Annotated in this window: 23 protein-coding genes and 1 tRNA gene; 7 read left to right on the top strand and 17 right to left on the bottom strand. The window is 62.9% G+C overall.

The annotated features are described in order from the left end of the window. Positions 1–27 precede the first annotated feature (27 nt). Together D1223_RS03420 and D1223_RS03415 are read left to right on the top strand one after the other, a co-directional pair. Entirely contained in the window at positions 28–1242 is a 1215-nt protein-coding gene (locus D1223_RS03420) for a BaiN/RdsA family NAD(P)/FAD-dependent oxidoreductase (protein WP_119374988.1), read from the top strand. 90 nt (positions 1243–1332) lie between these two features. Continuing rightward, the gene (locus D1223_RS03415; protein ID WP_233353019.1) at positions 1333–1689 is read left to right on the top strand and encodes a YbaN family protein; all 357 of its coding nucleotides are present in this window, start codon (positions 1333–1335) and stop codon (positions 1687–1689) included. Here the strand turns inward: D1223_RS03415 and D1223_RS03410 are convergent. The 5 genes from D1223_RS03410 to D1223_RS03390 all read right to left on the bottom strand — a co-directional run bounded on the left by D1223_RS03410 (position 1680) and on the right by D1223_RS03390 (position 4106). Then, positions 1680–1934: an HNH endonuclease gene (locus D1223_RS03410; RefSeq protein ID WP_119374987.1), complete on the bottom strand. Its 255-nt coding sequence runs from the start codon at positions 1932–1934 to the stop codon at positions 1680–1682. The two genes, D1223_RS03415 and D1223_RS03410, sit on opposite strands and share 10 nt — an antisense overlap. Positions 1935–2017: 83 nt before the next feature. Then, positions 2018–2632 (bottom strand): class I SAM-dependent methyltransferase, encoded by a 615-nt coding sequence (locus tag D1223_RS03405; RefSeq protein WP_119375264.1) that lies wholly within the window; start codon positions 2630–2632, stop codon positions 2018–2020. Positions 2633–2637: 5 nt separating this feature from the next. After that, the gene (gene folD / locus D1223_RS03400) at positions 2638–3522 is read right to left on the bottom strand and encodes a bifunctional methylenetetrahydrofolate dehydrogenase/methenyltetrahydrofolate cyclohydrolase FolD (RefSeq protein ID WP_119374986.1); all 885 of its coding nucleotides are present in this window, start codon (positions 3520–3522) and stop codon (positions 2638–2640) included. After that, a complete protein-coding gene (locus D1223_RS03395) occupies positions 3506–3802 on the bottom strand; it encodes a DUF167 family protein (RefSeq protein WP_119374985.1) in 297 nt (98 codons plus the stop codon). The genes folD and D1223_RS03395 overlap by 17 nt, the downstream gene beginning before the upstream one ends. 13 nt (positions 3803–3815) lie before the next feature. After that, complete coding sequence (locus D1223_RS03390) at positions 3816–4106, bottom strand: YggT family protein (protein ID WP_119374984.1); 291 nt, start codon at positions 4104–4106, stop codon at positions 3816–3818. A gap of 156 nt (positions 4107–4262) precedes the next feature. Between D1223_RS03390 and D1223_RS03385 the strand changes: the two genes are divergently transcribed. Beyond that, a tRNA-Ala gene (locus D1223_RS03385) sits at positions 4263–4338 on the top strand. A 150-nt stretch (positions 4339–4488) separates the two neighbouring features. Here the strand turns inward: D1223_RS03385 and D1223_RS03380 are convergent. Beyond that, a complete protein-coding gene (locus tag D1223_RS03380; RefSeq protein WP_119374983.1) occupies positions 4489–5199 on the bottom strand; it encodes a hypothetical protein in 711 nt (236 codons plus the stop codon). Between the two features lie 103 nt (positions 5200–5302). Continuing rightward, entirely contained in the window at positions 5303–6415 is a 1113-nt protein-coding gene (locus D1223_RS03375; protein ID WP_119374982.1) for an acyl-CoA dehydrogenase family protein, read from the bottom strand. 203 nt (positions 6416–6618) lie between these two features. Here D1223_RS03375 and D1223_RS03370 point away from each other — a divergent pair, with 203 nt between their 5' ends. Beyond that, positions 6619–7842, top strand: coding sequence for an MFS transporter (locus D1223_RS03370; RefSeq protein ID WP_119374981.1), 1224 nt, complete (start codon positions 6619–6621; stop codon positions 7840–7842). 6 nt (positions 7843–7848) lie between these two features. Here D1223_RS03370 and D1223_RS03365 read toward each other — a convergent pair whose 3' ends face one another. The 3 genes from D1223_RS03365 to D1223_RS03355 all read right to left on the bottom strand — a co-directional run bounded on the left by D1223_RS03365 (position 7849) and on the right by D1223_RS03355 (position 9867). Further along, positions 7849–8223, bottom strand: coding sequence for a VOC family protein (locus tag D1223_RS03365; protein WP_119374980.1), 375 nt, complete (start codon positions 8221–8223; stop codon positions 7849–7851). Between the two features lie 78 nt (positions 8224–8301). Beyond that, positions 8302–9063, bottom strand: a complete 762-nt coding sequence (locus D1223_RS03360) for a hypothetical protein (protein ID WP_119374979.1) — start codon at positions 9061–9063, stop codon at positions 8302–8304. 30 nt (positions 9064–9093) lie between these two features. Then, the gene (locus D1223_RS03355) at positions 9094–9867 is read right to left on the bottom strand and encodes an SDR family oxidoreductase (RefSeq protein ID WP_119374978.1); all 774 of its coding nucleotides are present in this window, start codon (positions 9865–9867) and stop codon (positions 9094–9096) included. 151 nt (positions 9868–10018) lie between these two features. On the opposite strand from D1223_RS03355, the gene D1223_RS03350 reads away from it, so the two are divergent. Then, on the top strand, positions 10019–11698 hold the full coding sequence (locus tag D1223_RS03350; RefSeq protein ID WP_119374977.1) for an ATP-binding protein: 1680 nt from the start codon (positions 10019–10021) through the stop codon (positions 11696–11698). Here D1223_RS03350 and D1223_RS03345 read toward each other — a convergent pair. The 6 genes from D1223_RS03345 to D1223_RS03320 all read right to left on the bottom strand — a co-directional run bounded on the left by D1223_RS03345 (position 11695) and on the right by D1223_RS03320 (position 17984). Further along, a complete protein-coding gene (locus D1223_RS03345) occupies positions 11695–11985 on the bottom strand; it encodes a 4a-hydroxytetrahydrobiopterin dehydratase (RefSeq protein WP_119374976.1) in 291 nt (96 codons plus the stop codon). The two genes, D1223_RS03350 and D1223_RS03345, sit on opposite strands and share 4 nt — an antisense overlap. Positions 11986–11990: 5 nt before the next feature. Beyond that, entirely contained in the window at positions 11991–12602 is a 612-nt protein-coding gene (locus tag D1223_RS03340; protein ID WP_119455298.1) for a hypothetical protein, read from the bottom strand. Further along, on the bottom strand, positions 12584–13237 hold the full coding sequence (locus D1223_RS03335; RefSeq protein WP_119374974.1) for an HAD-IA family hydrolase: 654 nt from the start codon (positions 13235–13237) through the stop codon (positions 12584–12586). Before D1223_RS03335 ends, D1223_RS03340 begins: the two co-directional genes overlap by 19 nt. 54 nt (positions 13238–13291) lie before the next feature. Then, entirely contained in the window at positions 13292–14299 is a 1008-nt protein-coding gene (gene bioB, locus D1223_RS03330) for a biotin synthase BioB (protein WP_119374973.1), read from the bottom strand. A gap of 154 nt (positions 14300–14453) precedes the next feature. Continuing rightward, positions 14454–16898 (bottom strand): PAS domain-containing sensor histidine kinase, encoded by a 2445-nt coding sequence (locus tag D1223_RS03325; protein ID WP_119374972.1) that lies wholly within the window; start codon positions 16896–16898, stop codon positions 14454–14456. A 123-nt stretch (positions 16899–17021) separates the two neighbouring features. Continuing rightward, complete coding sequence (locus tag D1223_RS03320; protein WP_158588387.1) at positions 17022–17984, bottom strand: DUF2785 domain-containing protein; 963 nt, start codon at positions 17982–17984, stop codon at positions 17022–17024. A gap of 125 nt (positions 17985–18109) precedes the next feature. Between D1223_RS03320 and D1223_RS03315 the strand changes: the two genes are divergently transcribed. Beyond that, positions 18110–20521: a S8 family peptidase gene (locus tag D1223_RS03315; RefSeq protein ID WP_158588386.1), complete on the top strand. Its 2412-nt coding sequence runs from the start codon at positions 18110–18112 to the stop codon at positions 20519–20521. A 9-nt stretch (positions 20522–20530) separates the two neighbouring features. Next, positions 20531–20932, top strand: coding sequence for a hypothetical protein (locus D1223_RS03310; RefSeq protein ID WP_119374969.1), 402 nt, complete (start codon positions 20531–20533; stop codon positions 20930–20932). Here D1223_RS03310 and D1223_RS03305 read toward each other — a convergent pair. Continuing rightward, on the bottom strand, positions 20926–21681 hold the full coding sequence (locus tag D1223_RS03305; protein ID WP_158588385.1) for a winged helix-turn-helix domain-containing protein: 756 nt from the start codon (positions 21679–21681) through the stop codon (positions 20926–20928). The two genes, D1223_RS03310 and D1223_RS03305, sit on opposite strands and share 7 nt — an antisense overlap. Positions 21682–21695: the final 14 nt, after the last annotated feature.

The following is a 21695-nucleotide window of genomic DNA, read 5'->3' as shown; positions in this document are numbered from 1 at the left end:
CAGAATTGGACTTTTTAAGGAATTTTCATTCTGACCGACTTCTTCGACACCGTGGTTCTGGGCGCTGGCGCTGCCGGTCTCTTCTGTGGCGCTCGCGCGGGCGCGCGCGGGAGGCGAATCCTCGTGATCGACCATGCCAAACGCCCTGCCGAAAAGGTCCGGATTTCAGGCGGCGGGCGCTGCAACTTCACCAATATCGACACCGCAGCCAGCAATTTCCTGTCGGCCAATCCGCACTTCGCCAAGTCCGCCCTGGCCCGCTACACGCCATGGGACTTCTGCGGCCTGGTCGCCAGCCACGGTTTGACCTGGACGGAGAAGACGCTCGGCCAGCTTTTCTGCGACCAGAAAAGCGGTGCGATTATCCAGATGTTGCTCGACGAACTGGCCGCAGTCGGCGGCGAATTGCGGCTGGAGACCGAAATCAGGGCTGTGCGCCACGCTGATTCGCAGTTCCATGTGACGACCAGCGGCGGCGAGGTGTCGGCAAAAAACCTCGTCGTGGCGACCGGTGGGCTGTCCATCCCGAAGATGGGCGCGAGCGGGCTTGCCTATGAGATTGCCCGCCAGTTCGGCCATGAAGTGATCGCGCCCAGGCCGGCCCTGGTGCCTTTCACCTTCAGCGGCGCCCTCAAGGAAACCTTTTCCAGCCTTTCAGGCGTCTCGGCCCCGGTCGATGCCCACGCTGAGCAGGGACCCGCTTTCCACGAGGCAATGCTGTTTACGCATCGCGGCCTCTCCGGCCCGGCCATGCTGCAGGTCTCCTCCTACTGGCGCGAGAGCGAGCCGGTCAGCATCGACCTCGCCCCCGGACAGCCCCTTGCCGAAACGTTACGCGCCGCAAAAGAGGCCTCCCCCCGCACCAGTCTCAAGTCCTGGCTGACCGGATGGCTGCCTGCCCGCTTTGCCGATTACATCGCCACCTGGCCGGACATCCCCGGCGACAAGCAGCTCGCCAATCTTTCCAACCGCGAGATCGAGGCGATCAGTCTCGCCCTGACGAAATGGCAAATCGTACCGACCGGAACCGAAGGCTGGCGCACAGCCGAGGTCACCGCGGGGGGTGTCGATACAGACGGGCTGTCATCGCGCAGCATGGAAAGCAAGCTGGTGCCGGGCCTCTACTTTATCGGCGAATGCGTGGACGTGACCGGCTGGCTGGGCGGCTACAATTTCCAGTGGGCCTGGGCGAGCGCGGCCGCTGCCGCTGAAGCGCTCGGCGGCACGCCTGCAGACGGCTAAACCCCTCCGGCATTTACCGGATGGCAGGCCCGCCGCATTTATGCGAGAACCATTCTCAAACAGAGCCGCAGTCGAAGGAACCCGAGCCAGATGATCGCACGCATGCTTGGCTTTCTGTTCCTGGCGCTTGGCGGGATCGGCATTTTCCTGCCGGTCTGGCCGACGACGATCTTCTGGATCGTGGCCGCGCTCTGCTTTGCCCGGTCCAGCCCGGCCATGCGCGACTGGATCTATGCGCGTCCGAAATTCGGGCCATCGGTCCAGAAATTCATCGAACACGGCACGCTGTCGCGCGCCTCGAAGGGCGGAGCACTCTTCGGCATGACGCTCTCTGCTGGGATCAGCACAATCGTGCTGTGGGAGCGCTGGGCGTGGCTGGCGCTAGCCATAGGCCTCATCCTGTGCGGTGCGGTCTATGTCGTCTCCCGCCCGTCCGGTCAGGCCTGAGCGCGGCCTTTGCGTCTGTTGCAGCGGGCATGGGCAAGCTGAAGATTATCCTCGCGGTCCGGCCCGCCCGCCGCGCGCGGGACGATATGGTCGAACGTCGGCCGCTCGCGCTTCCAGATCGTGGCATGGGCCACCTCGAAGCGGGACCGCGGCATCGGCTTGCCGCACAGCGCGCAGCACCCGGACTGCACCTGCCAAAGGCGCTCGAAGAGGGGACTGTCCGGCGGGCGGATCGGCTGGCTCATGCACGCTGCTTGCCCGCCTGGCCTCAAACTGTCCAGATGGTCGCCCTGCCGCATCCTGTCGCTTTGACGGGCATGCGCGGGCGTTAAGCCTTTTCAAAAGCGTAGTTCATCCAGCTGACACCGGCCTTGCGGTTGGCTTCGCCAGCGGCATCGCGGCGTTCGCTGAGCAGGCAGGCCAGCCCTGCGGCTTGCGCCAAGGCAAGCGTCTCCTCCTCGGGCACCTCGAACATGCAGCGCCCCGGCGGTACCGGGCCATGCCGGACCAGCATGATCAGCCGGCCGCCGGGCTTCAGCAGCGCGGCGAGCTTTGGCATAGCGATGGCCCGCTCATCGGCATCAAGGTGCATCCAGACGGCTGAAAGCTGGATCAGGTCAAACGCGCGCGCCCTGTCGGCAAGGCTGGTGAGCTCCGGCAGGCTGTCGTCAATCCATTCGATAACCGGTGACGGGTGCAGGGCCATGGCCCGCTCGCGCATGACGCTCGACGGTTCAATGGCAACCACAGCATAACCGGCATCGGCAAACCAGGCTGCGTCGCGCCCGGTGCCGGCACCGACATCCAGCACACGACCCGGCGGTGGCGGAATGAAAGCCTGCAGGGCGGCATGGGTCCGCTCAAAAGTGTAGGACTCGTAGCGCACGAAGAGCTCGTCGGCTTCGTCCGCATAGCCTTGCGTGCCGCGAACCTTGTCCGCCATGACCGCTACACGCCGTCCGGCAGCGTCCATCCGCGCCGGTAGCAGGCGGCTTTCACCGTGTTTTGCAGCAGGCAGGCCCTCGTCATCGGCCCGACCCCACCAGGCACCGGCGTGATGTGTCCGGCGACCGGCTCGCAATCGGCGAAGTCCGCATCGCCGACCAGCCGCGTCTTGCCTTCGCCGCGTTCCGGCGCATCGATCCGGTTGATACCGACATCGATGACGACCGCTCCCGGCTTCAGCCAGTCACCCTTCACCATTTGCGGACGCCCCACGGCTGGCACGAGAATGTCCGCCGTCCGGCAGAGACCCGGCAGGTCCTTGGTCTTCGAGTGCGCAATGGTGACAGTGCAGTTCTCCGCAAGGAACAGGAGCGCCGTCGGCTTGCCGACCAGGATGGAGCGGCCGATCACCACGACGTTCTTGCCGGAGAGATTGTCGCCCAGCGCGCGTTTGGCGAGAATGACGCTGCCCGTCGGCGTGCAGGGGCGCAGCCCTGTCTTGCCGAGGACCAGTCGCCCGGCGCTGGCCTCGGTCAGCCCGTCCACATCCTTGTCCGGATCGATGCATTCGATCGCCTGATTGGCATCGAGACCATTGGGCAGCGGCAGCTGCAGCAGGATGCCGTCAACCTCGTCATCCTGGTTCAGATCGGAAATCAGCGCCTCGACTTCTGCCTGCGTGGCGGTGGCCGGCAGCGTCTTCTTGATGGAACGCATGCCGACTTCCTCGGTATCGGTGACCTTGTGTCGGACATAGACCTCGCTGGCGGGGTCGTCGCCGACAAGCACCACGGCCAGCGTCGGCTGGCCCGGCAATGTCCTCACCGCCGCCGCAACGCTCGCTTTTACGTCTGCTGCGACATCTTTCCCGCTAATCCGTTTGGCCATGCCCCATCCACTCCTCGATCTGGCGCGCCGCGGCGCTACCGTCTTCCGTGTCGATGTCCACGCCCTTAATGCGGCTCGTCTCGCCGGTCACCACCCTGACGGCAGATTTCGGGAGCTTCAGCGCCTTGGCGAGCAGCTTTTCCACAGCGCGGTTGGCCTTGCCGCCTTCGGGCACGGCGCGGACCTTGAGTTTGAGGAATTCGCGTCCGGCATCATCGACCGCGCGGCCCTGTATATCGTCATTCGAGGCGTTCGGCGTGACGCGGACGGTCAGGCGCATAATCCCTGCCGTGTCAGATGACGGCCGGGTAGACGTAGTAGATGATGACCCGCTCGAGGAAGATGATGATCAGGATGAGGATCAGCGGCGAGAGGTCGAGCCCGCTCATGCGCGGCAGCAGGTTGCGGATCGGCCGGCAGAAAGGCTCGGTGACCTGATGCAGGACGTTCCAGAGCCCGGAAACGAACTGGTTTCGCATGTTCACGACATTGAACGCGATCAGCCAGGACAGGATGGCCTGCGCGATCAGCACCCAGATGCCCAGCTGAAGGACCAACAACACAATGTCTAGAAGCGCGCGCAATGTTCTTCTCCAGTATTCCCGGGGCCTGACTAATCTACTTTTGTATTGTTTCGCAATATGGGGACGGTAATCTGCTTCGCTACGCCATCGCGGCAGTCCGCCGCAAGTCCCGCTTGACGAAACTGCCCGCACTTCTCAGATAGGCGCTCCGGTCACGGGGCCATAGCTCAGTTGGGAGAGCGCGTCGTTCGCAATGACGAGGTCGGCGGTTCGATTCCGCCTGGCTCCACCATTCATTTGCGGTTCGCCTTCGGCGAAAAAATTGGTCCGGTGGACCAAATTTTTGCAAATGAATGCCTCGGCAGGGGCTTCCTTGCTTTGATCCCCGCTTCGCGATGGATCGCGCTCAGGGCTGCTGGATCAAGTCAATGATCGAAACTGATCAGTCCTGTTCCTCGACCCCCAGCCCGTCGAGCAGGCCGGACGTGAGCACCGGCCGGTAGAAATTGTAGGCATCATCGCCGAGCTTTCGGTAATCATAATAGGCGCGAAGGCCGGTCAGGCCGTCTTCGGTCCAGTCGGTGCTTGCCGGCCCGGACTGGAATTTCATGTCGATCAGTTCTTCCTGAAGGTGTTTCACCTGCTGCGGCGTCAGCGGGCGTTCGGCGATGAGATAACTTGCCCCGTTATCCCAAGGGATCGCAATCGCCCGGCGGTCGGCCATGTAGACCGGGACTGACGACCCGTCTGAACACGTCACGGTGTAAACCCGGCCAGGCTGGGGCTCGGCCTCATCAAGGCCCGGCAAGCGCAAATCCGCCAGCATCGGGTCGGTATCGATGACATCCGGCCCCTCCGACCCGATCAGCCCATCGGGCACACACTCACCGCCAGGACTTTTGATCCCGGCTGAATCCAGCGTCACGACCTCGCCAAGCAAGTCGCTATTGTCGCTATCCGGATCAAGCGGGGCGGCCGTCAGGCTCGCACGGCGTACCGCGACAACCTCGTAAGTCCCGCTGATCGCCGCCCATTCAGCTGATACGGCAGCAACTGGCGCTTCGGTGGCGGCAGACACGGGAGACGCAGGCTGTCCGGTGCATCCACAAAGTCCACCCGCGGCGATCATCGCCAAGACCCGTTCAGCGCGCATGACACTCTCTCCCCTGCTCGCTCCAGCCCCCCACAGCGAGGTAGCAGCTTGCCGAAAAGCAGCGCAAATGCCAAGCGGCGCACCGGCCGCCTGACCTGAAGCGTCAAAGACCGCTCAGCCGCGCCATGGTGTTGCGGTGAATTTCGCTGGTACCGGAATAGATGGTCGCAGCCCGGTTGGCGAAGTAGCGGGCCAGCACCATCGCCTCATTCGGCGCGCCTGATACGGCAGCTTCGTTGATTGCCTGCTGCAGCTCGGTCGCGACCACTTTTAGCATGGACGATGTCATCCGGTCCGTCCCGCCAACCGCCTGGCTCATCTTCCGGGAGGCCAGCGCTTCGAAGGTATCAAGACGCATTTCAAGGCCTGCCAGCCTGGACTTGAGCGCCGGGTCGCGGCCTGTCTCACCCGAGGCCCGCCGTGCGGCCCGCAAGGCCCGGCGCAACAGGCCGGGCGTCGTATTGTTCGACCGGGCGATGGTCATCAGCGTGCGCGCCGCAGCCCAGCCGCCACCGATCTCGCCGAGACGGTCGGCCACGGGCGTGCGGACATTCGTGAAAAAGACCTGGCTTGTCTCGCAATTGCCGTCGATGAACTTGATGGGCTGGACCTCAATGCCCGGCCGGTCCATCTCGACTAGAAGCATGACGACGCCATCGCGCTCATCGCTTTTGGTGCCGCACCGCGCCAGCAGAAACATGTGTGTCGCGTCGCCAGCAAAACTGGTCCAGATCTTCGAACCGTTCAGGATGAAATCATCGCCATCGCGCTCGGCGTGCAGCTGCAGCGCCGTGAGGTCCGACCCGGCCTGCGGCTCGGAGAAACCCTGGCACCATTCGTGTTCGCCTTTCAGGATTCCGGGCAGGTAGGCCTGCTTTTGCGCAGGCGTTCCGATCGCCATGATCAACGGTCCGATCGTTCGGATGCCCGACGAGTGGACAAGCGGGGCATCCTGTTCGGCGCAGGCTGTCTCGAAATAGAGCTGCTCGGCCTTTGTCCAGCCTGTGCCACCATGTTCGACCGGCCATGCAGGCGCTACCCAGCCCTGCTGGTACAGCTTGCGATGCCAGGCCTTGCAGGCGGCCCGGGTCGATTTCAGCCCAACGGTGTCGCGTCCGGCCGCGCGTAGCTCATTCGTCAGCGCCCCGGCGAGGAACGTATCGACACGGTCGCGGAACGCCTGGCTCACGCCATTCGCCCCGACAGCGTCAAACATGTCTCTTGCTGAGGGAAAACTGCCGTCCATTCCGGCCTCTCATTGCTTCGAAGGGCCAGTGTGCCATGCGCCGTGGGCTGACAAATAAGGGGAGTTACGGATACTCACGCGACGTCAGCGCCGCGAAAAGCCACGATACTGCGACGTTTTCCTTGCCGACCCCGGCAGAGCGCACCACTCTTTGCAGCGGAGGAGATGCCGGGATGAGCGCAACACCTGCCGATATCGAGGTGCCGCTGCGGCCCCTCTCGGCGCTTCAGAAACTGACCATTGCGTTCGGCAGCGTTGCCATGGGTGCCGGCATGACGATCAACTTCGTCGTGGTTGCGCCGTTGGCGCGCAGGGCCGGCCTGACGGAAATCGAGGTCGCCGGAATCCTAACCCTCTCGGCAGCGATCTACGCCCTGATGATTCCGCAATGGGGCCGTTGGGCCGACCGATTCGGGCGAAAGCGGGTCATGGTGTTCTCACTGTTCGCGATGGGCAGCACCAACATGCTTTTCCTGTTCGCGCTGCAGGCCGCCCTGGCCGGGCTGATCACAGGCCTGTCGACCTTCTTCCTGCTCGTCTTCACCCGTCTGTTCTTCGGACTGCTTTCACCCGGATTGCAGCCGGCCTCCATGGCGGCCATGACGGACGCGACCACGCCGGATACGCGGGCGGGAGGCCTCGGCATGCTGGGCGCGGCGATGGCACTTGGCTCTATCCTTGGCCCCGCAGGGGCGAGTGTGCTGGCCGAGTTCGGAGAATTGGCGCCAATCTGGGGGTCCATCATCTTCTGCGCCTTCGCAGGTCTGGTCATTGGCTTTACCCTTCCGAAGTCCCGCGGCAACCGCTCAAGCTCGCGACCGCAGCCGCTTCGCATGCGCGACCCGCGCGTGTTTCCGCATCTGGCCTTCCTGTTCTGCTACTTCGTCGCTGTCGGCGCCATCCAGCAGACCCTGTCCTGGCTGATCGAAGACCGCTACGGGCTTGCAGGGGAAGAAGGCATCCAGGCCACCGGCATCGCCTTTTCGTGCCTGGCCGTGGCGATGATCGTGATCCAGTTCGGCTACGTCCAGCCTTACCGGCCCGACCCGAAACGCATCCTGCCCATCGGCCTTGGCCTGATTGTCATCGGCTACCTGGCCGCCGCGGAAATTACGCCTTATCCGGCCGTCTGTGCCGCCTTCGCCCTTGTCGGCGCAGGTTCGGCGCTGGCCGTGCCGGCAGCCAATGCGCTCGGCAGCCTTGCCGTGGAGCGCCACGAGCAGGGCAGCGCCGCAGCATTGCTGTCGGCCGCCCCGCCATCCGGCTTCATCTTCGGCCCGCTGATCGGGGCGATCCTCTACTCCTTCGAGCACCGCCTGCCGCTTTTCGTCAGCGCCGCCATGATGGGCACCCTGCTCGCCTACAGGCTATACAGGAACAGCAAGGCGCCCGCCTAAGCGGCTTCAGGCCGTCATCGTGAAGGCGTTGAGCTTGTTGCCGTCAGGGTCACGGAAATAGGCTGCGTAAAAGCCTTCATCGCCGCGCGGGCCGGGCGGGCCTTCGTCCGTGCCGCCATTGGCCAGCGCGATCTTGTAGAGCCTGTCGACCTGCGCCTTGTCTTTCGCCTGCAGCGCAACCATGGTCCCGTTGCCGGCGGTGGCCGTCTTGCCGTCATAGGGTTTTGTCGCGGCCACACCGGCTGGCCCGTCGGGCTTGCCCCAGGCGATGAAGGTGTCGAACTCCATCATGCGCGGCGTCTCGAGTTCTTCAGCAAGCGCATCATAGAATTTTGCCGCCCGCTCGAGGTCGTTCGTCCCTAAAGTCACATATCCAATCATGTCCCGGTCTCCTTTCAGACAACCGGAACATTACATGAACATAAGAGGCTGGCAAGCCGGAAACCGGCCGGTTGGACCCTATCTGACGAAATTCGCGGAACACGGCTCCGAGGCCTGCCGGGGTGTTCCGAAAAAGACCTGATCAAAGTCGAGCTCGTCACCCTCGATCAGCACGGTCCCCTGCTCATAGATATCCTCAGGGACCTGATTTCCGCCCTCGACGGCAATCCGGAAGGCGTTCGATTCCGCGTCATATTCATAGACGCCCCAATAGTCCTTGTAGACCTCAAAGGGCGTCCAGGTGACCGAGAACTCGCCGCTCCCGGTGAAGACAAGCTCCTGTATGGCCTCGCTGCCATTGGGACAGTCTTCAGCCTTCTGGCGCCATGTGCCGACGAGCGGATTGTCCGCCCTACGGTAGACGTCGACGAGCCCGCCGAGACTGTGGCCATCCGGATAGGTCGCGTCCAGCCTGATCCGCGTGCCTGGTTCTGCGTCCGGGCTGATCGTTGCTATTGCCAGCCCATCTTCCTGCCGGCTGAACGTGACAGCGCCCTCCGGGTATACGCCGAGATCGTCGACGCAGCCCGGCGGCAGGTCGTTGTAGCCGCCAGGCATGTCCGTCCAGTAAGGAAAAAGCGCGAGACTGTCGCCGGGCTCTGCCGAACGCGGCTCCATCCAGAAGAAATAGGCCCGGTTGCCAATGTCAGGGCAGGCCTCACCAGACAGCGTGGCCTTGAGCGGGTCCGCCGTTTTCGGACCGTCCGCATCATCGCCTGTGGCACTCTGGCACCCGGCTGCGCCAAACAGCAATGCGGCGGCAAGTCCATGTAACTTCATCGATCTGTCCCCTGTTTCCATATGGCCGGTCTACATCGCCGAAATGCCGCCATCGACCTTGAGTTCGATGCCAGTCACAAGCTTGCTCTCGTCGGAGGCGAGATAGAGCACGGCGTAGGCGATATCATCCGGCTCGCCGACCTTGCCGAGCGGGATCTGACGTCCGAGCTTGGCGAGCGCTTCCTCCTCGCCGAACATTTCCTTGGTGCGGTCGAGGATCGGCGTGTTGATGAAGACCGGGTGGACCGAGTTGCAGCGGATCTGCCCGCCCGTCTTGGCACAATGCAACGCGATCGATTTCGACATGTGCCGCACAGCAGCCTTTGCGGTGTTGTAGGCGACATAATTACCGCTCGCGACGATACCGGCGATCGAGGAAATATTGATGATCGAGCCGAGGCCGTGCGCCCGCATCAGCGGGATGGCGTACTTGCAGCCATGGAAGATGGAATCGACGTCGACATTCTGCACATGCCGGAACGTCTCATACTCTTCGTCCTCAACAGAGCCGAGCGATCCGATCCCGGCATTGTTGACCAGCACGTTGAGCCCGCCCATCGCATCATGGGCCGCCTTCAGGACGGTCTGCCACTGCTCCGCATCGGTCACATCATGCTGCCAGGCAAAGGCGGTTCCCTCGCCATGCGCGGCATTGATATCGGCGGCGACCTTGCTGGCCCCCTCGCCATTGATATCAGTCACCGTGACTTTCGCGCCCTCGCGCGCCAGCATCTTTGCCGTCGCCTCGCCGAGGCCCTGGGCCCCACCGGTCACCAGCGCCATCTTTCCTGAAACGCGACCCATGTTCGCTCCCTTTCATTATTTTGTCTGTGCTGTTTCAGTTCCAGCTGGCGCAGGAAAGGTCAAGCGTACCGCGGCGCCATGACAGCATGAAGGAATTCTAAACCAGTCTGATGCAATTTCCGGCGAATAAGAATCTCGAGGAGAGGAACCAATGGCGACGAACAAGAAGGAAATCAGTCTGACGCTGGACCAGATGCTCGACGCGGTGTCGCACATCGACAATGGCTTCGCACTTCATGCTCCCGATTTCAGCCTGCTCTATGTCAATGACACCGCCCGCAGGCACTTTCCTGTTTTCTACCGGATGCTGGAGGAAGGCCAGTCCCTCGAGGATGCGATGTACAACAGCGCGCGCACCACCCTGGAAGAAACGCCAGGTTTCGATATCGAAAAATTCGATATTGGCGCATTTTCAAGCCGGCTTGTGGAGCAGGTCCGCAACTTTGGCACGATTGATGTGGATACAGTTGAGGGCCACTCGATCAAGGCCACATTCTCGAAGATGCCCGACGGCAGCGTGCTTTGTATCAGTTCAGACATTACCGACGTTCGCGACCACGAGCGCGAGCTTCGCCATGCCAAGCGCACGGCCCTTGCAGCCAGCCAGGCGAAGTCCGAATTCCTTGCCTCGATGAGCCACGAGATCCGCACGCCTCTCAACGGAATTCTCGGTATGGCCCAGGCGCTCTCACATCGCGAGCTCAGATCCGATGAACGCGAAATGGTGAATGCCATTCTCGACTGTTCGAAATCCCTGATGACCTTGCTGAACGACATCCTCGACCTGTCGAAGATCGAGGCTGGCAAGCTTGAAATCTCACCCATTGCTGGCGACTTCCGTCACAAGCTGCAGCGAACCGAAAGTTTCTACCGGCCCAAGGCTGAGGAAAAAGGCCTTTCGTTGAGGGTCATCGTCGACAAGTCGGTACCCTCGAAACTCTCCTTCGACCCTGTGCGCCTTCGTCAATGTGTCGACAATCTTGTATCGAACGCGCTGAAATTCACCCATGAGGGCGGGGTCATCGTGGCTGCGACCTGTGAGGAATCCGATTCTCCGGACATGACGCGGCTGAAGATTCATGTCTCCGACACCGGCATAGGCATGACTGAGGAGCAGATCGAAAACCTGTTCCAGAACTTCCATCAGGCCGACCGTTCGACAACCCGGAACTATGGCGGCACAGGGCTTGGCCTGGCCATCTCCCGCAAACTCGCACGGGCCATGGGCGGCGATATCTGCGTCGTGTCAAAACCGGGCAAGGGCTCAGTCTTCACACTGACCGTGGATGCAGGCCTTGTTCAGACCCGCCCGGTATCCCTGGTGGCTGCAGGCGGGGATGATGGCGCGCCGTCATCATCTGCACAGTCGAATGGCTACATGAACGGCAAGACAGCCCTCATCGTCGACGACAATCACATCAACCGCCGCGTCGCACGCCTGTTCGTGGAGCCCATGGGCCTGAACGTGCTGGAAGCCGACGGCGGCATGGAAGCCTTGCACCAGCTGGCCAGCAAGCATGTCGATATTGTTTTGCTCGACATTCACATGCCGCATATGGACGGACCGACCACGCTGAACCACATCCGCTCAAGCGGCAAACCGTGGGCCGGAGTGCCAGTCGTCGCCCTGACGGCGGACGCGATGGCCGGCGACCGGGAACGCTACATCTCGCTCGGCATGTGCGACTATGTCTCCAAGCCGATTGACGAGCGTCAGCTCATGACAGTCCTGCGCAACTGCCTGTCTGTGGATCACTGTGCCGCCCCAAGCATTGATGACGGCAAGGCCGATCCTGAGTTCTACGCGTCGAAGCAGCAGAAAATGGCCTAGGCGAGCTTGGATGCGAGCGCGTCCATCTTCTTTGCCAGGTCGATATCTTTTTGCGTGACGCCGCCGGCATCATGCGTTGTCAGCGTGACCTCGACGGTGTTGTAGACATTGAACCATTCAGGGTGATGGTCGGCCTTCTCAGCCTGCGTGGCGATGGCGCTCATGAAGCCGAAGGCCGTCGAGAAATCGGCAAATTTGAACGTCTTGGTGATCGCTTCCTTGGAGCCTGACTTGTGCCAGCCTTCAAGCTGTCCGATTGCGGTTGCGGGATCCATCTTGTCTGCCATGCGGCTCACTCCTCGCTTTGCGTTTCATGGACGTAGTAGAGCCAGCGCCCATCACTGGCGATTGCCATGCGTACGCCTGGATAGCCACTTCCGTTCCGAATTTTCTCCACACCGGCATCGCCAACGAGATCCTCAAGCCGGGCGCGCTGGCGGAAATTCAGGCGTTCGGGTTGCAGCTCACTGGAGTCCAGCGCAGCCAGGTCCGGCCAGACATACCAAGTCTCCTCCCCGACCGAGCGTGTGCCATACGGCTTTTCCAGCAAGTCCTCCAGCCGCAGGATCGGGTCGAAACCGGTCCGGCGCAACAGGTCCCAATGCTCGCGATGCGAGGCGCCGGCGAAATTCGAAATGAAGCCGGGCTGACTGTCGGCAAACCGCGCCAGCCTGTAGATCGAATTGGACTCGATAATGGTTTGCAGCGTCCCCACCGTAGCCGCGGCCTCTTCCGACAGGCTGGGCGCACCGGCATCGCGTTCAGCATCCGGGTTCATGTAGTCCGGCGCTTCCTCGACCTGCAGGCGAACGGTGTCACGCGGTGCTTCACGCTCGCAGGCAACGAGCAGGGCCAGCTCAAGCACCAGGACGGTGCTGGCGAGGATCACTCGTGAAGCGGCCATCCCGTCGCCTCCGCCAGGTCGCTGAGCAGCTGGTCTTCGTTCAGTACCTTGATGGTCGTCATGCCCATGGCGCGCGCCGGCTTCAGGTTTATGCCGAGATCATCGAGATAGACGCAATGGTTCGGATCGACATCGAGCGCCTCGCACATCAGCGCGTATATCCGCGGATCGGGCTTTCGGATGCCCAGCTTGGAGCTTTCGATCACCTCATCGAACAGCTCGAAGACTTTCGCGATTTCGGCAGCCCGGCCCTCATCGCTGGTCATGCCCGCGCCCTTGCCAACCGGTGCATTATTCGTGATGCAACCGACCTTCACCTTCGACTTGGCATGTCTCAATGCCTCAACCACACGGGGGCGAAGGTTACCCGACAGCAGCGCCAGTATGTCCTTGCCCGGCACTTCGTGGCCGAGCGCACGGCTCTCTTCACGGAACAGGCCATCGAACTCTTCGGCCGACACTTTCGACTGCTCCAGCTTCGCCCAGGCATTCGTGTCACCGTTGCGCGCATTGACCGAACGAATGAAATCCTCCGGCAAGCCGTTCTCGGCCTCATAGCGGTTGAACGCCTCAAAGGGTGAGGAGGTCAGCACACCGCCGAAATCCCAGATCACGGCTTGGATAGTGTCACTCATCCGGCATCTCCTTCCGGAAAAAATTTAAGCGAGCTGTCAGGATTGCAACCCGGTTCAGGCGCCGATCAGCGTATGTTTGCGCGCAGGCGTCGCGGTTTCCTCACGCGAGGCATGCTCGAAACCCATCGCCGACAGCAGCGCTTCGTCGCGCGTTTCGCCCGGATTGTCCGTCGTCAGCAGGCGGTCACCCACGAAAATGGAGTTCGCCCCGGCCAACATGCAGAGCGCCTGGCCTTCCTCGGTCATGCCCTCACGGCCTGCCGACAGGCGCACCCAGCTTTTCGGGAAGACGATGCGGCAGACGGCAATCGCCCGCGCCATCTCGATCACGCTGATCGCAGGGCTGTCGCCAAGCGGCGTTCCCTCGATCGGGACCAGCATGTTGATCGGCACACTTTCCGGATGGGGATTGAGTTTCGACAGCTCATGGATGAGCCCGATCCGGTCCTCGCGGCCCTCGCCCATGCCGAGGATACCGCCGACACAGAGATTGATGCCCGCCTCGCGGCAATGCGCGATGGTTTCGAGCCGGTCCTCATAGGTCCTGGTCGAGACGACGGTGCTGTAATACTCGCGCGAGGTATCGAGGTTGTGATTGTAATAGTCGAGGCCCGCCTCGCGCAGCGCATGGGCCTGGTGCGGCTCAAGCATGCCGGCCGTGACGCAGGTCTCCAGCCCCTCGGCTTTGACCGCGCTGACCATGGCCGCGATCTTCGGCAGGTCGCGGTCCTTCAGCTCCCGCCAGGCTGCGCCCATGCAGAAACGGTCCGCACCGCCATCCCTGGCTTGCCTTGCGGCGGCGACGACGTCCTCCAGCGCCATCAGCTTCTCGGCCTTCAGCCCGGTATCAAAATGCGCCGACTGGGAACAGTATCCGCAATTCTCCGCACAGCCGCCTGTCTTGATGGAGAGCAGCTGGCTCTTCTGCACCTTGCCATCCGCCCAGTTGGCCGACTTCACTTCCAGCGCCTTTGAGAACAACGTGTCGAGGGGCGCTTCATAGAGCGCGGCGATAGCTTCGCGGGTCCAGTCGTGGCGCGGTTGCATGTCGGTCATGGGCATTCCTTCCCTTTGGCCTGAATAGATCGGCGCCGCTCCATTCAGGATACGGCAAACTCCTAGGTGCCTTGAAGCGACAAAGGCCGGCGCATTCAAGCCCCGGCCTCCTGTATCCTGTTCCTGCCGTTACGTCAGCAGTCTTTAAGACCAGCACTGCTCAAGCGTTGGCCTCGAGCGGCGCGTTCTCCAGCGGCGTGCGCTTGGTGGTCACGGCCGTGACCGGCAGCCAGACGACAACCTCCGTGCCGCCGCCCTCGACCGACTTCATGCCGACATTGCCGCCATGCAGGTCGACAAAGTTCTTCACCAGGGCGAGGCCAAGTCCGGCGCCGCGCTGGTCCGACGAGGTGAAGCTGTCAAAGCTGGAGGCCTGGCGCTCGGCCTCGATTCCCCGGCCAGTATCCTTGACCGACAGGATCGCCATGTTTTCCACGCGGCTCGCCGAGACGGTGATCTCACCGCCCGGCTCGGTAAAGCGCATGGCATTGGAGAGCAGGTTGAACAGCACCTGGCGGATGCGGCGCTTGTCGGCATGGATGGTACCGAGACCCTTCTCGATCTCGGCATGCACGGTGACCTGCGTATCGCTCGCTTTTCCGACCGTCAGGTCGACGCTTTCCTGCACGACCTCGGCGAGCTTGAAGTCTTCAAGGTCGAGATCCATCCGGCCCGCCTCGATCAGGGCAAGGTCGAGAATGTTCTCGATCAGCTTGTTGAGGTGATCCGAAGCCGACAGGATTGAATTCACATTGTCGAGCTGACGCTCATTAAGTTCGCCATTGGCACCCGACTGGAGGAATTCGGCATAGCCGAGAATGGTCGTCAGCGGTGAGCGCAGCTGATAGCTGACATTGCGCACGAATTCGGTCTTCAGCCGATCGGCCGCCTCAAAGGCTTCTGCCCGCCCGCGCAGCGCGCCCTCGACGGCCCGCTGGGCGGTGACGTCGGCAAAGGCGATCAGCGTGTTCCCGTCCGGCAAGGGCTGGGTGACATAGGTCAGCGTCGAGCCGTCCGAGCGTTTCATCTCGCCGGTCGTCATCTGGCGCGCATTCGCCGACGGATCGGTGATGTGCCCCTTGATCTGTGACCAGGTCTCGCGGTCGTGGAAGAGTGGGACGCACTGTTCGATGATCACATCATAGTCCGGCGTGTCCTTGATCAGCTGCGGATCGAGCGACCAGAGCGAGGTAAAGGCCTTGTTCGACAGCTTCAGCCGGCCATCGGAGCCGAACACGGCGACGGCCTCATGCAGGCTGTCGAGCGTGGAGGTCTGCGTCTTGATCAATGCGTTGAAGCGCGTCTGCAGGTCCTGCTCGCCGGTAATATCCTTGAACAGAAGCAGCAGGCCGCCCATCGGGTGGCGCTGGCGGGTAACCTTCAGCGTGCGTCCATCCGGCAGCGACCACTTGTCTTCCTCGGTGCCGGAGATGTCGAGATAGTGCGACAGCTCATTGGCGCGCCACTCGGCATAGTCGGCCCGGGCGGGAAGGCGGCGGCGTTCGCGCAGCTTGTCGAGCAGTTCGCCATGGCTCGGACTGTCCAGCAGGAAGCCTTCTTCAAGGTCCCACATCGCCGCGAAGGCGCGGTTGTAGAAGGTAAGCTTGCGATCCGGTCCGAAGATGGCGACGCCATCGGCGACATGGTTCAGCGTCTCGTCATGCGCCTTCACATGGCGATTGAGGTCCTCGCGTGCGGCTTCTTCCTCGGTGACGTCGAAGGCCATCGCACCGGCGCCGCCCGATAGCGGGAAGGTCAGCACCCGCATGGCCCGGCGCTCCTCGCCGATCACGATATGGCGGGTGGCGTCGATATCCTTGCCCTCAGCGATGGTGCGGCGCATCTGCTCGACGGCCTTGTCATCCAGCATGATCTGGCGGTCGAGCGTGCGGTCGAGCGAGCTGCCCTCGACCGCCTCGATATAAGACGGGTTCGCCCATTGCAGCCGGCCCACACCGGAGACACGCCAGGCTGGAAACGGCGCCTTGCCGAGCATGTCGAGAAAGGCGGTCGGGTCACGCGCAATGACCTGGCGGGCCTCTTCGAGCTTGCCGCGCGCGGAGCTTTCTTCCAGTCCCTTGATGGTCGAGTCGGTGATCCAGACCACTGCCCGCGCACCGGCTGTGCGGCCATCGGCCTCGAGGAAACGCCCGGACGGGCCGATCAGCGTCAACGAGAAGGGCTGGCCATTCTCACGCAGCTCCCGAAGCCGGATCCGCAGCGTCGTGTCCTGGCCGGCACCATCACGCGCTTCAAGGTCGGCGAGCCCTTCAATGATGCGGATCGCCGGATCGGGGGAGACAGCATCATCTGTAAACCGCAGAAGCCCTGCCAACGCGATGGGCGAGCCGTGGATTTCCGGCGGCGCGATGGTATCGCCCTCATCTTCCAGCGTATCGCCCTGCCAGACCAGGATCACACCGGGGTGTGCGCCGAGAACCGATTTCAGCTCGGCGAGCGACGTCTCTGCATCGCCGGCCCGTTCGCGGAACTTTCTCGCCGCGCCGCGCGCGCCTTCGGAGGTTCGCAAGGCCCAGAGGATAAAGGCCAGACCGAGTGCGAGCGCACCGGCGGCAATGATGATAGGGACCTGTTCAGCATTCATGATATCCCTCCGGCGCGAATCAGTTGCACGCTGGGCTACGCTACTAGTTAACGGAATGGGGCGTTCTCGTTAAGGCCGTCTTAACGACGCGGTAACCCTTACCCAACCCCGTGCGCACCGCTCTCAGGGAATTGTGGACAGGATATGCAGCGCACCGGGCCTCAGGCGTTTGAGGTTTTCATCCTCGTTTTCGGTCGCCGACACCAGGATTGTATAGGCAAAAGCTCGCAGATTATGCCGGCGCGCCAGCGCGCTTTCCGAAGAGAAGGCATCATCCCAGCTTGCGAGCGGCGCCGGCTCGGCCATCCACTCGAACCATGCGTCCAGCTGCTCCTGGCTGAGCAGGCCGCGTTGCGTCAGGAACAGGATCGGCCGCGCCAGACGCCGGGGCTCGTCGAAAATGAAGGCAGGCGCCTCGTTTGAGGCGATCTGACTGCCAACGGCCCGCATGATGCGTTCGGCCTCCTCCTCGCCAATCGCCGGATTGAGGCTGAGCTGCATCAGGAGGTCGGCCCCATGCGCCACGCCATGGCGCCAGCCCTCGCCTTCAATGAAACCCCGATAGTCGCGCACGCTCTCGACATAGGACGCCCCCGTCTCGACAAGGGCCGCACGTTGTTCGTCGCTCATCCAAGGTTCAACGCGGTCCGTACGAGCCACTTCAGACAGGACCAGCGCGGCGAACGGGGCAAGGAAGCCATTACCCCCTGCCTCCGTATCAATGCGATGCGCGTTCACGCTCGCGGACAGGCGGGCCAGAAGCTGCTCGCGCTCCTCCAGCGGCACAAGACCCGCCCGAAGCAGGCGCGCGAGAGATTCATAGGCAAAACCGTCTCGGATGGCCGGATCGGCCCGCCCGAGGCAGTCGGCAACGTCGAGCGCCAGCCCCTCGACCGGCTCACCGGCCTCGACGATGACAGTAATATCCGTTTCCGCAGCCAACGTCGTGCAGGCCGCATCCATCGCCGATGGAGCAGGTCCTGCGGCCTCTCCAGACGCTCCCGGACCGGTCGCCGTACAGGACGACAGACCGATCATGGCGAGGACCGCCAGGGACGAAAACCTTATCGCTGCGCGCAACGCCATGATCTGATCCTCCAACGCCCGAAGGCACAATACGTGCTTGCTCCACAATTTGTTAGGCATCAAGCTTGACGATAGACGATTCCCGGCGCGGTCAGGGTCCCGCGTCCTTACCGGAGACCGACGCCATGCCGTCATCGCCCCGCCAGCGCCTTTACATGTCGCGCCTCCTGCTCGGCGCCTCGCTCGCCGTGCCGCTGCTTATGGGAACGGCAGCCTGTGCAAGTGGCGGAGGCGGAGGTGGCGGCGGCGCAACCACGCCGCCTGTTTCACCGCCGCCCCCGCCTCCCCCTCCGCCACCACCACCTCCGCCTCCACCGGTGGGTGATCCGGGCGACTTCGAAACAAGCGAGTACAATTTCACCGAGGGGCTGCCCTTTCTTGGCGCTTCTTCGGCCTATGCCGCCGGTGCGACTGGCCAGGGCATCACCATTGCGGTCATCGATACCTCCTTCGATCCGGACCATCCGGACCTGGTCGGGCGCATTCTCTCGACCAGCTTCGACATCAATGCCGATACGCGAGCGGCCGACGACATCGACAATGAAGGCCATGGCACACTGGTCGCTGGCGTCATCGCTGCGAACAAAAATGACCTTGCCGGACATGGCATTGCCTTTGAATCCGACATCCTTGCCATCCGGGCCGACCGGCCAGGCAGTTGCCAGGAAACGGGTGAGGATGCTGGCTGCCGCTTTCCCGACCAGGACCTTGCCGATGCGATAGACGCAGCGATCGACAGGGGCGTGCGCATCATCAACCTGTCCTTGGGCGGCACGCCCGACACTAATCCCATTCTCGAAGACGCCGTGCGCCGCGCGGCGGCCGCTGGCATCCTCGTCGTGATTTCGGCTGGCAACGATGCGGAGCCGGCCGGGTCCGATCCCGACACAGGCGACCCTATCGCCGCGACGGGCACCTCGCTCAACGAACCCGCCAATGTCGCTGGCACGTCCGGTACTTTTGGCCGGGTAGTGGCCGTCGGCTCGGTGGATCTCAACGGCATAATCTCGGATTTTTCCAACCGCGCCGGCGATGGCAGCGAGCCGGGCTCAGACCCGAACAACAAGAACTTCTACATTCTCGCGCCTGGCGAAGGCGTCGTGACGACCGGACCGGATGACGACATATTCTTCCCGGACCTTCCGACGTGTGGGCCGGGCGAGGTCAATGGCTGTAACGATACCGACGACGAGGGCGACTATTACATCGTCAGCGGCACATCCTTCGCCGCGCCCTATGTCTCCGGCGCGCTGGCGCTGATGCTCGACCTATTTCCCAACATGACACCGGAGGATGCCCTCTCCGCCCTACTCGAAAGCGCAGACGATTATGTCAGCACCAGCCCGGATCTCATCCGCGAGGAGACGGCCGGGGTTGGCGTCGATGCAGTATCCGGGGTCGGCACCATGAACCTTGCGGCCGCCTTCGCACCGCAGGGCACGACCAGCTTCACCATCAACGGCAAGGCCATCCCGACGGGCTATTCCTATGCGCCCGCCGCGGGCGCCTTCGGCGACTGGGCAAGCCAGCCCGGCGCCTTGGGCGAGCTGGTCTTTACCGACAAGTTCAACCGCGCCTACCGTTTCGATGCCGCCAGTAACATGCCCGCCGGCAAGGCACGCGTGGCCGATTTTGATTATCGCGCCGATGCCGCTGCCGGCCAGTCGCATGCCGTGCGCCAGGGTCCGGTGACCTTTGCCTGGCACCAGCCTGCCTTCCGCGACGATCCGGCCATTCCCTATGACGAAGCGCCAATGGGCCAGTTCACGGCGCAATACGATTTCTCCGGCGGCTCGATCGAATTCGGGCGTGGTTTCGGGGCGAAATCGCTCGCTCCCGAGGTCAGCCTCATCAACGAGGCCGGCGCCCGCACCGGCTTCTCGGATGGCGGCTGGGCCCGCTTCAGCCACGATGTCGGCGAGATGTCCTTCGAGATATTCTCCTCCGACGATGAGGATCTTTCAGTCTCCGGCGTCGGCCTGTCGCGCATCGAGGAGCGCTGGGGCGTTCGCGGCCAGATCTCGACCATACGCGATGAGCGCACGGCGCTGGGCGGCGTTATCCAGGGCCGGTTTGGCGGGGAGGACCGCTCGCAGCTCTCAGCCTATGCGCTCGAAGGGGCGTACCGCCCGATGAGGAGCCTGCGCCTGTCGGCCGGCGTCGAGGCCGCAACCGTCGACCTGCCGGGCGTCGAAACCAGCAATGTCTGGACGAGCCGCTGGTCGGTCGGCGCCGACACGGTGACCGCGTTCGGACAGTTTGGCCTGACCGTCGCGCAGCCGCGCCGAGCCGAGGGCGGCACATTCGACTTTGTCGGCGTCACCGGCCTCGACGAGGACTTCAACTTCGTCTCCGAGACGATCCGCGCGCCCCTGTCGCCGAGCGGACGGGAAATAAATTATGAGGCCAGCTGGGGCTTCGGCCTGCCGGGTGGTGTCGATGCAGGCCTGACGGCCACGCTGTCGACCCAGCCGAACCATGTGGCCAACGCCGACCCAGCCAGCGTCTACTGGTTCTCGCTGTCGAAGTCATGGTAGGCCGGAGACATGAAGACGCCTGCTCTCCTGTCCTCGGCACTTTTTCTCGGCGCCTGCTGCATGACCGGCATGCCAATGGCTGAAGACGGCGACCCGGACGCGGCTGGCGACCTCTGCGGCTTTGCGATCAAGGACGTTTCGGCCTGGCGCAACCAGATGCCTGGCCCTGATGGGCCGAGTGGAAACCTTGTCATCGTGATCGAGATCGAAGCCGACGAGATTTCGCGCCGCTTCCAGTCTGGCGGCATCAGCGAAAACGGGACACTGCTGCTCGATATCGTCGAATGGGACCACCCCTCCGGCATCGGCAAGATCGTCTACCGCAAGAAGAGCGTACCAGCCGAACGCGTCGAAATCCGCTGCGGCGGCGAGATCGTCACGACCATCGACAAGATCGACACGGTCTACTGACGCGGCGCTGACTGCTGCTCCTGCCCGTCCGAGGGCTTTCGGGCATAATGGTCGTAAGGGTTGCGGTAATAGTCCGTCTTCAGCCCGCCGACATCTTCTGCTGAGGCATTGCTCAGGTCACAGGTCTTGCGGATCGAGGAGAAGTCGAAGGACTTGCAGTAGAACTCCGTCTCCTCAAGGCAGGCCGTCATGCACCCCTTCAGAGAAAGGAAAGTCAGGGGGCGAGTATTGTGACCGCTGATGGCAGCATTGTAGGTGACCTCGAATTGCGAACGCAGCGCGTGCGGTGGTTGGAGCCACAGATAGATGCCTGTGCCCATCGCCAGTAGCGCCGCCGCCAGACCGGCCAGCAGCCGCGGCCGCCGGCTCGCCCAGCGCATCGGCCAACTGAGCCAGTCGGCGCCCGGAGACGATGGCGCGCCGGTGGACACAGTCTCGACATTCCCGACGAAGCGCAGGCCGATATTCGGAATGGTCCGGATCAGGCGCTGGCTTGAACCATCGTCGTCGATCGCGGCGCGAGCGGCCCGCAAGCGGCTGGTCAATGCGGACGCCGAGACGATGCGCCCATCCCAGACGGCGTCGTTGATCTCGGCCTTTGTGACGGTCTCACCGTGTTTCCTGACAAGCAGCAGAAGCAGCATGATGACCTGCGGTTCGGCTGCGACCGGCTCACCCGACCTGAAGAGCCGCATCGATCCGGAATCGATCTCGAAGTCCTCGAAACGGTAGAGCATTCTCCTTGTCATGCTGGTACAGATTT

It is taken from the genome of Henriciella mobilis, assembly GCF_003576285.1.
Classification (GTDB): Bacteria; Pseudomonadota; Alphaproteobacteria; order Caulobacterales; family Hyphomonadaceae; genus Henriciella; species Henriciella mobilis.
Note: the sequence above shows the minus strand (reverse complement) of the source record. Positions and strands in the feature narration are given on the sequence as shown.

What these genes read in the sequence shown, in the direction of transcription:
- D1223_RS03315 (WP_158588386.1), top strand. Translation starts at nt 18,110, where the DNA reads ATGCCGTCATCGCCCCGCCAGCGCCTTTACATGTCGCGCCTCCTGCTC.
- D1223_RS03370 (WP_119374981.1), top strand. Translation starts at nt 6,619, where the DNA reads ATGAGCGCAACACCTGCCGATATCGAGGTGCCGCTGCGGCCCCTCTCG.
- D1223_RS03325 (WP_119374972.1), bottom strand. Translation starts at nt 16,898, where the DNA reads ATGAATGCTGAACAGGTCCCTATCATCATTGCCGCCGGTGCGCTCGCA.
- D1223_RS03405 (WP_119375264.1), bottom strand. Translation starts at nt 2,632, where the DNA reads ATGGCGGACAAGGTTCGCGGCACGCAAGGCTATGCGGACGAAGCCGAC.
- D1223_RS03335 (WP_119374974.1), bottom strand. Translation starts at nt 13,237, where the DNA reads ATGAGTGACACTATCCAAGCCGTGATCTGGGATTTCGGCGGTGTGCTG.
- D1223_RS03380 (WP_119374983.1), bottom strand. Translation starts at nt 5,199, where the DNA reads ATGCGCGCTGAACGGGTCTTGGCGATGATCGCCGCGGGTGGACTTTGT.
- D1223_RS03360 (WP_119374979.1), bottom strand. Translation starts at nt 9,063, where the DNA reads ATGAAGTTACATGGACTTGCCGCCGCATTGCTGTTTGGCGCAGCCGGG.
- D1223_RS03350 (WP_119374977.1), top strand. Translation starts at nt 10,019, where the DNA reads ATGGCGACGAACAAGAAGGAAATCAGTCTGACGCTGGACCAGATGCTC.
- D1223_RS03320 (WP_158588387.1), bottom strand. Translation starts at nt 17,984, where the DNA reads ATGGCGTTGCGCGCAGCGATAAGGTTTTCGTCCCTGGCGGTCCTCGCC.
- D1223_RS03305 (WP_158588385.1), bottom strand. Translation starts at nt 21,681, where the DNA reads ATGACAAGGAGAATGCTCTACCGTTTCGAGGACTTCGAGATCGATTCC.
- D1223_RS03340 (WP_119455298.1), bottom strand. Translation starts at nt 12,602, where the DNA reads ATGGCCGCTTCACGAGTGATCCTCGCCAGCACCGTCCTGGTGCTTGAG.
- D1223_RS03415 (WP_233353019.1), top strand. Translation starts at nt 1,333, where the DNA reads ATGATCGCACGCATGCTTGGCTTTCTGTTCCTGGCGCTTGGCGGGATC.
- D1223_RS03410 (WP_119374987.1), bottom strand. Translation starts at nt 1,934, where the DNA reads ATGAGCCAGCCGATCCGCCCGCCGGACAGTCCCCTCTTCGAGCGCCTT.
- D1223_RS03395 (WP_119374985.1), bottom strand. Translation starts at nt 3,802, where the DNA reads ATGCGCCTGACCGTCCGCGTCACGCCGAACGCCTCGAATGACGATATA.
- folD (WP_119374986.1), bottom strand. Translation starts at nt 3,522, where the DNA reads ATGGCCAAACGGATTAGCGGGAAAGATGTCGCAGCAGACGTAAAAGCG.
- D1223_RS03345 (WP_119374976.1), bottom strand. Translation starts at nt 11,985, where the DNA reads ATGGCAGACAAGATGGATCCCGCAACCGCAATCGGACAGCTTGAAGGC.
- D1223_RS03310 (WP_119374969.1), top strand. Translation starts at nt 20,531, where the DNA reads ATGAAGACGCCTGCTCTCCTGTCCTCGGCACTTTTTCTCGGCGCCTGC.
- D1223_RS03355 (WP_119374978.1), bottom strand. Translation starts at nt 9,867, where the DNA reads ATGGGTCGCGTTTCAGGAAAGATGGCGCTGGTGACCGGTGGGGCCCAG.
- D1223_RS03365 (WP_119374980.1), bottom strand. Translation starts at nt 8,223, where the DNA reads ATGATTGGATATGTGACTTTAGGGACGAACGACCTCGAGCGGGCGGCA.
- bioB (WP_119374973.1), bottom strand. Translation starts at nt 14,299, where the DNA reads ATGCCCATGACCGACATGCAACCGCGCCACGACTGGACCCGCGAAGCT.
- D1223_RS03375 (WP_119374982.1), bottom strand. Translation starts at nt 6,415, where the DNA reads ATGTTTGACGCTGTCGGGGCGAATGGCGTGAGCCAGGCGTTCCGCGAC.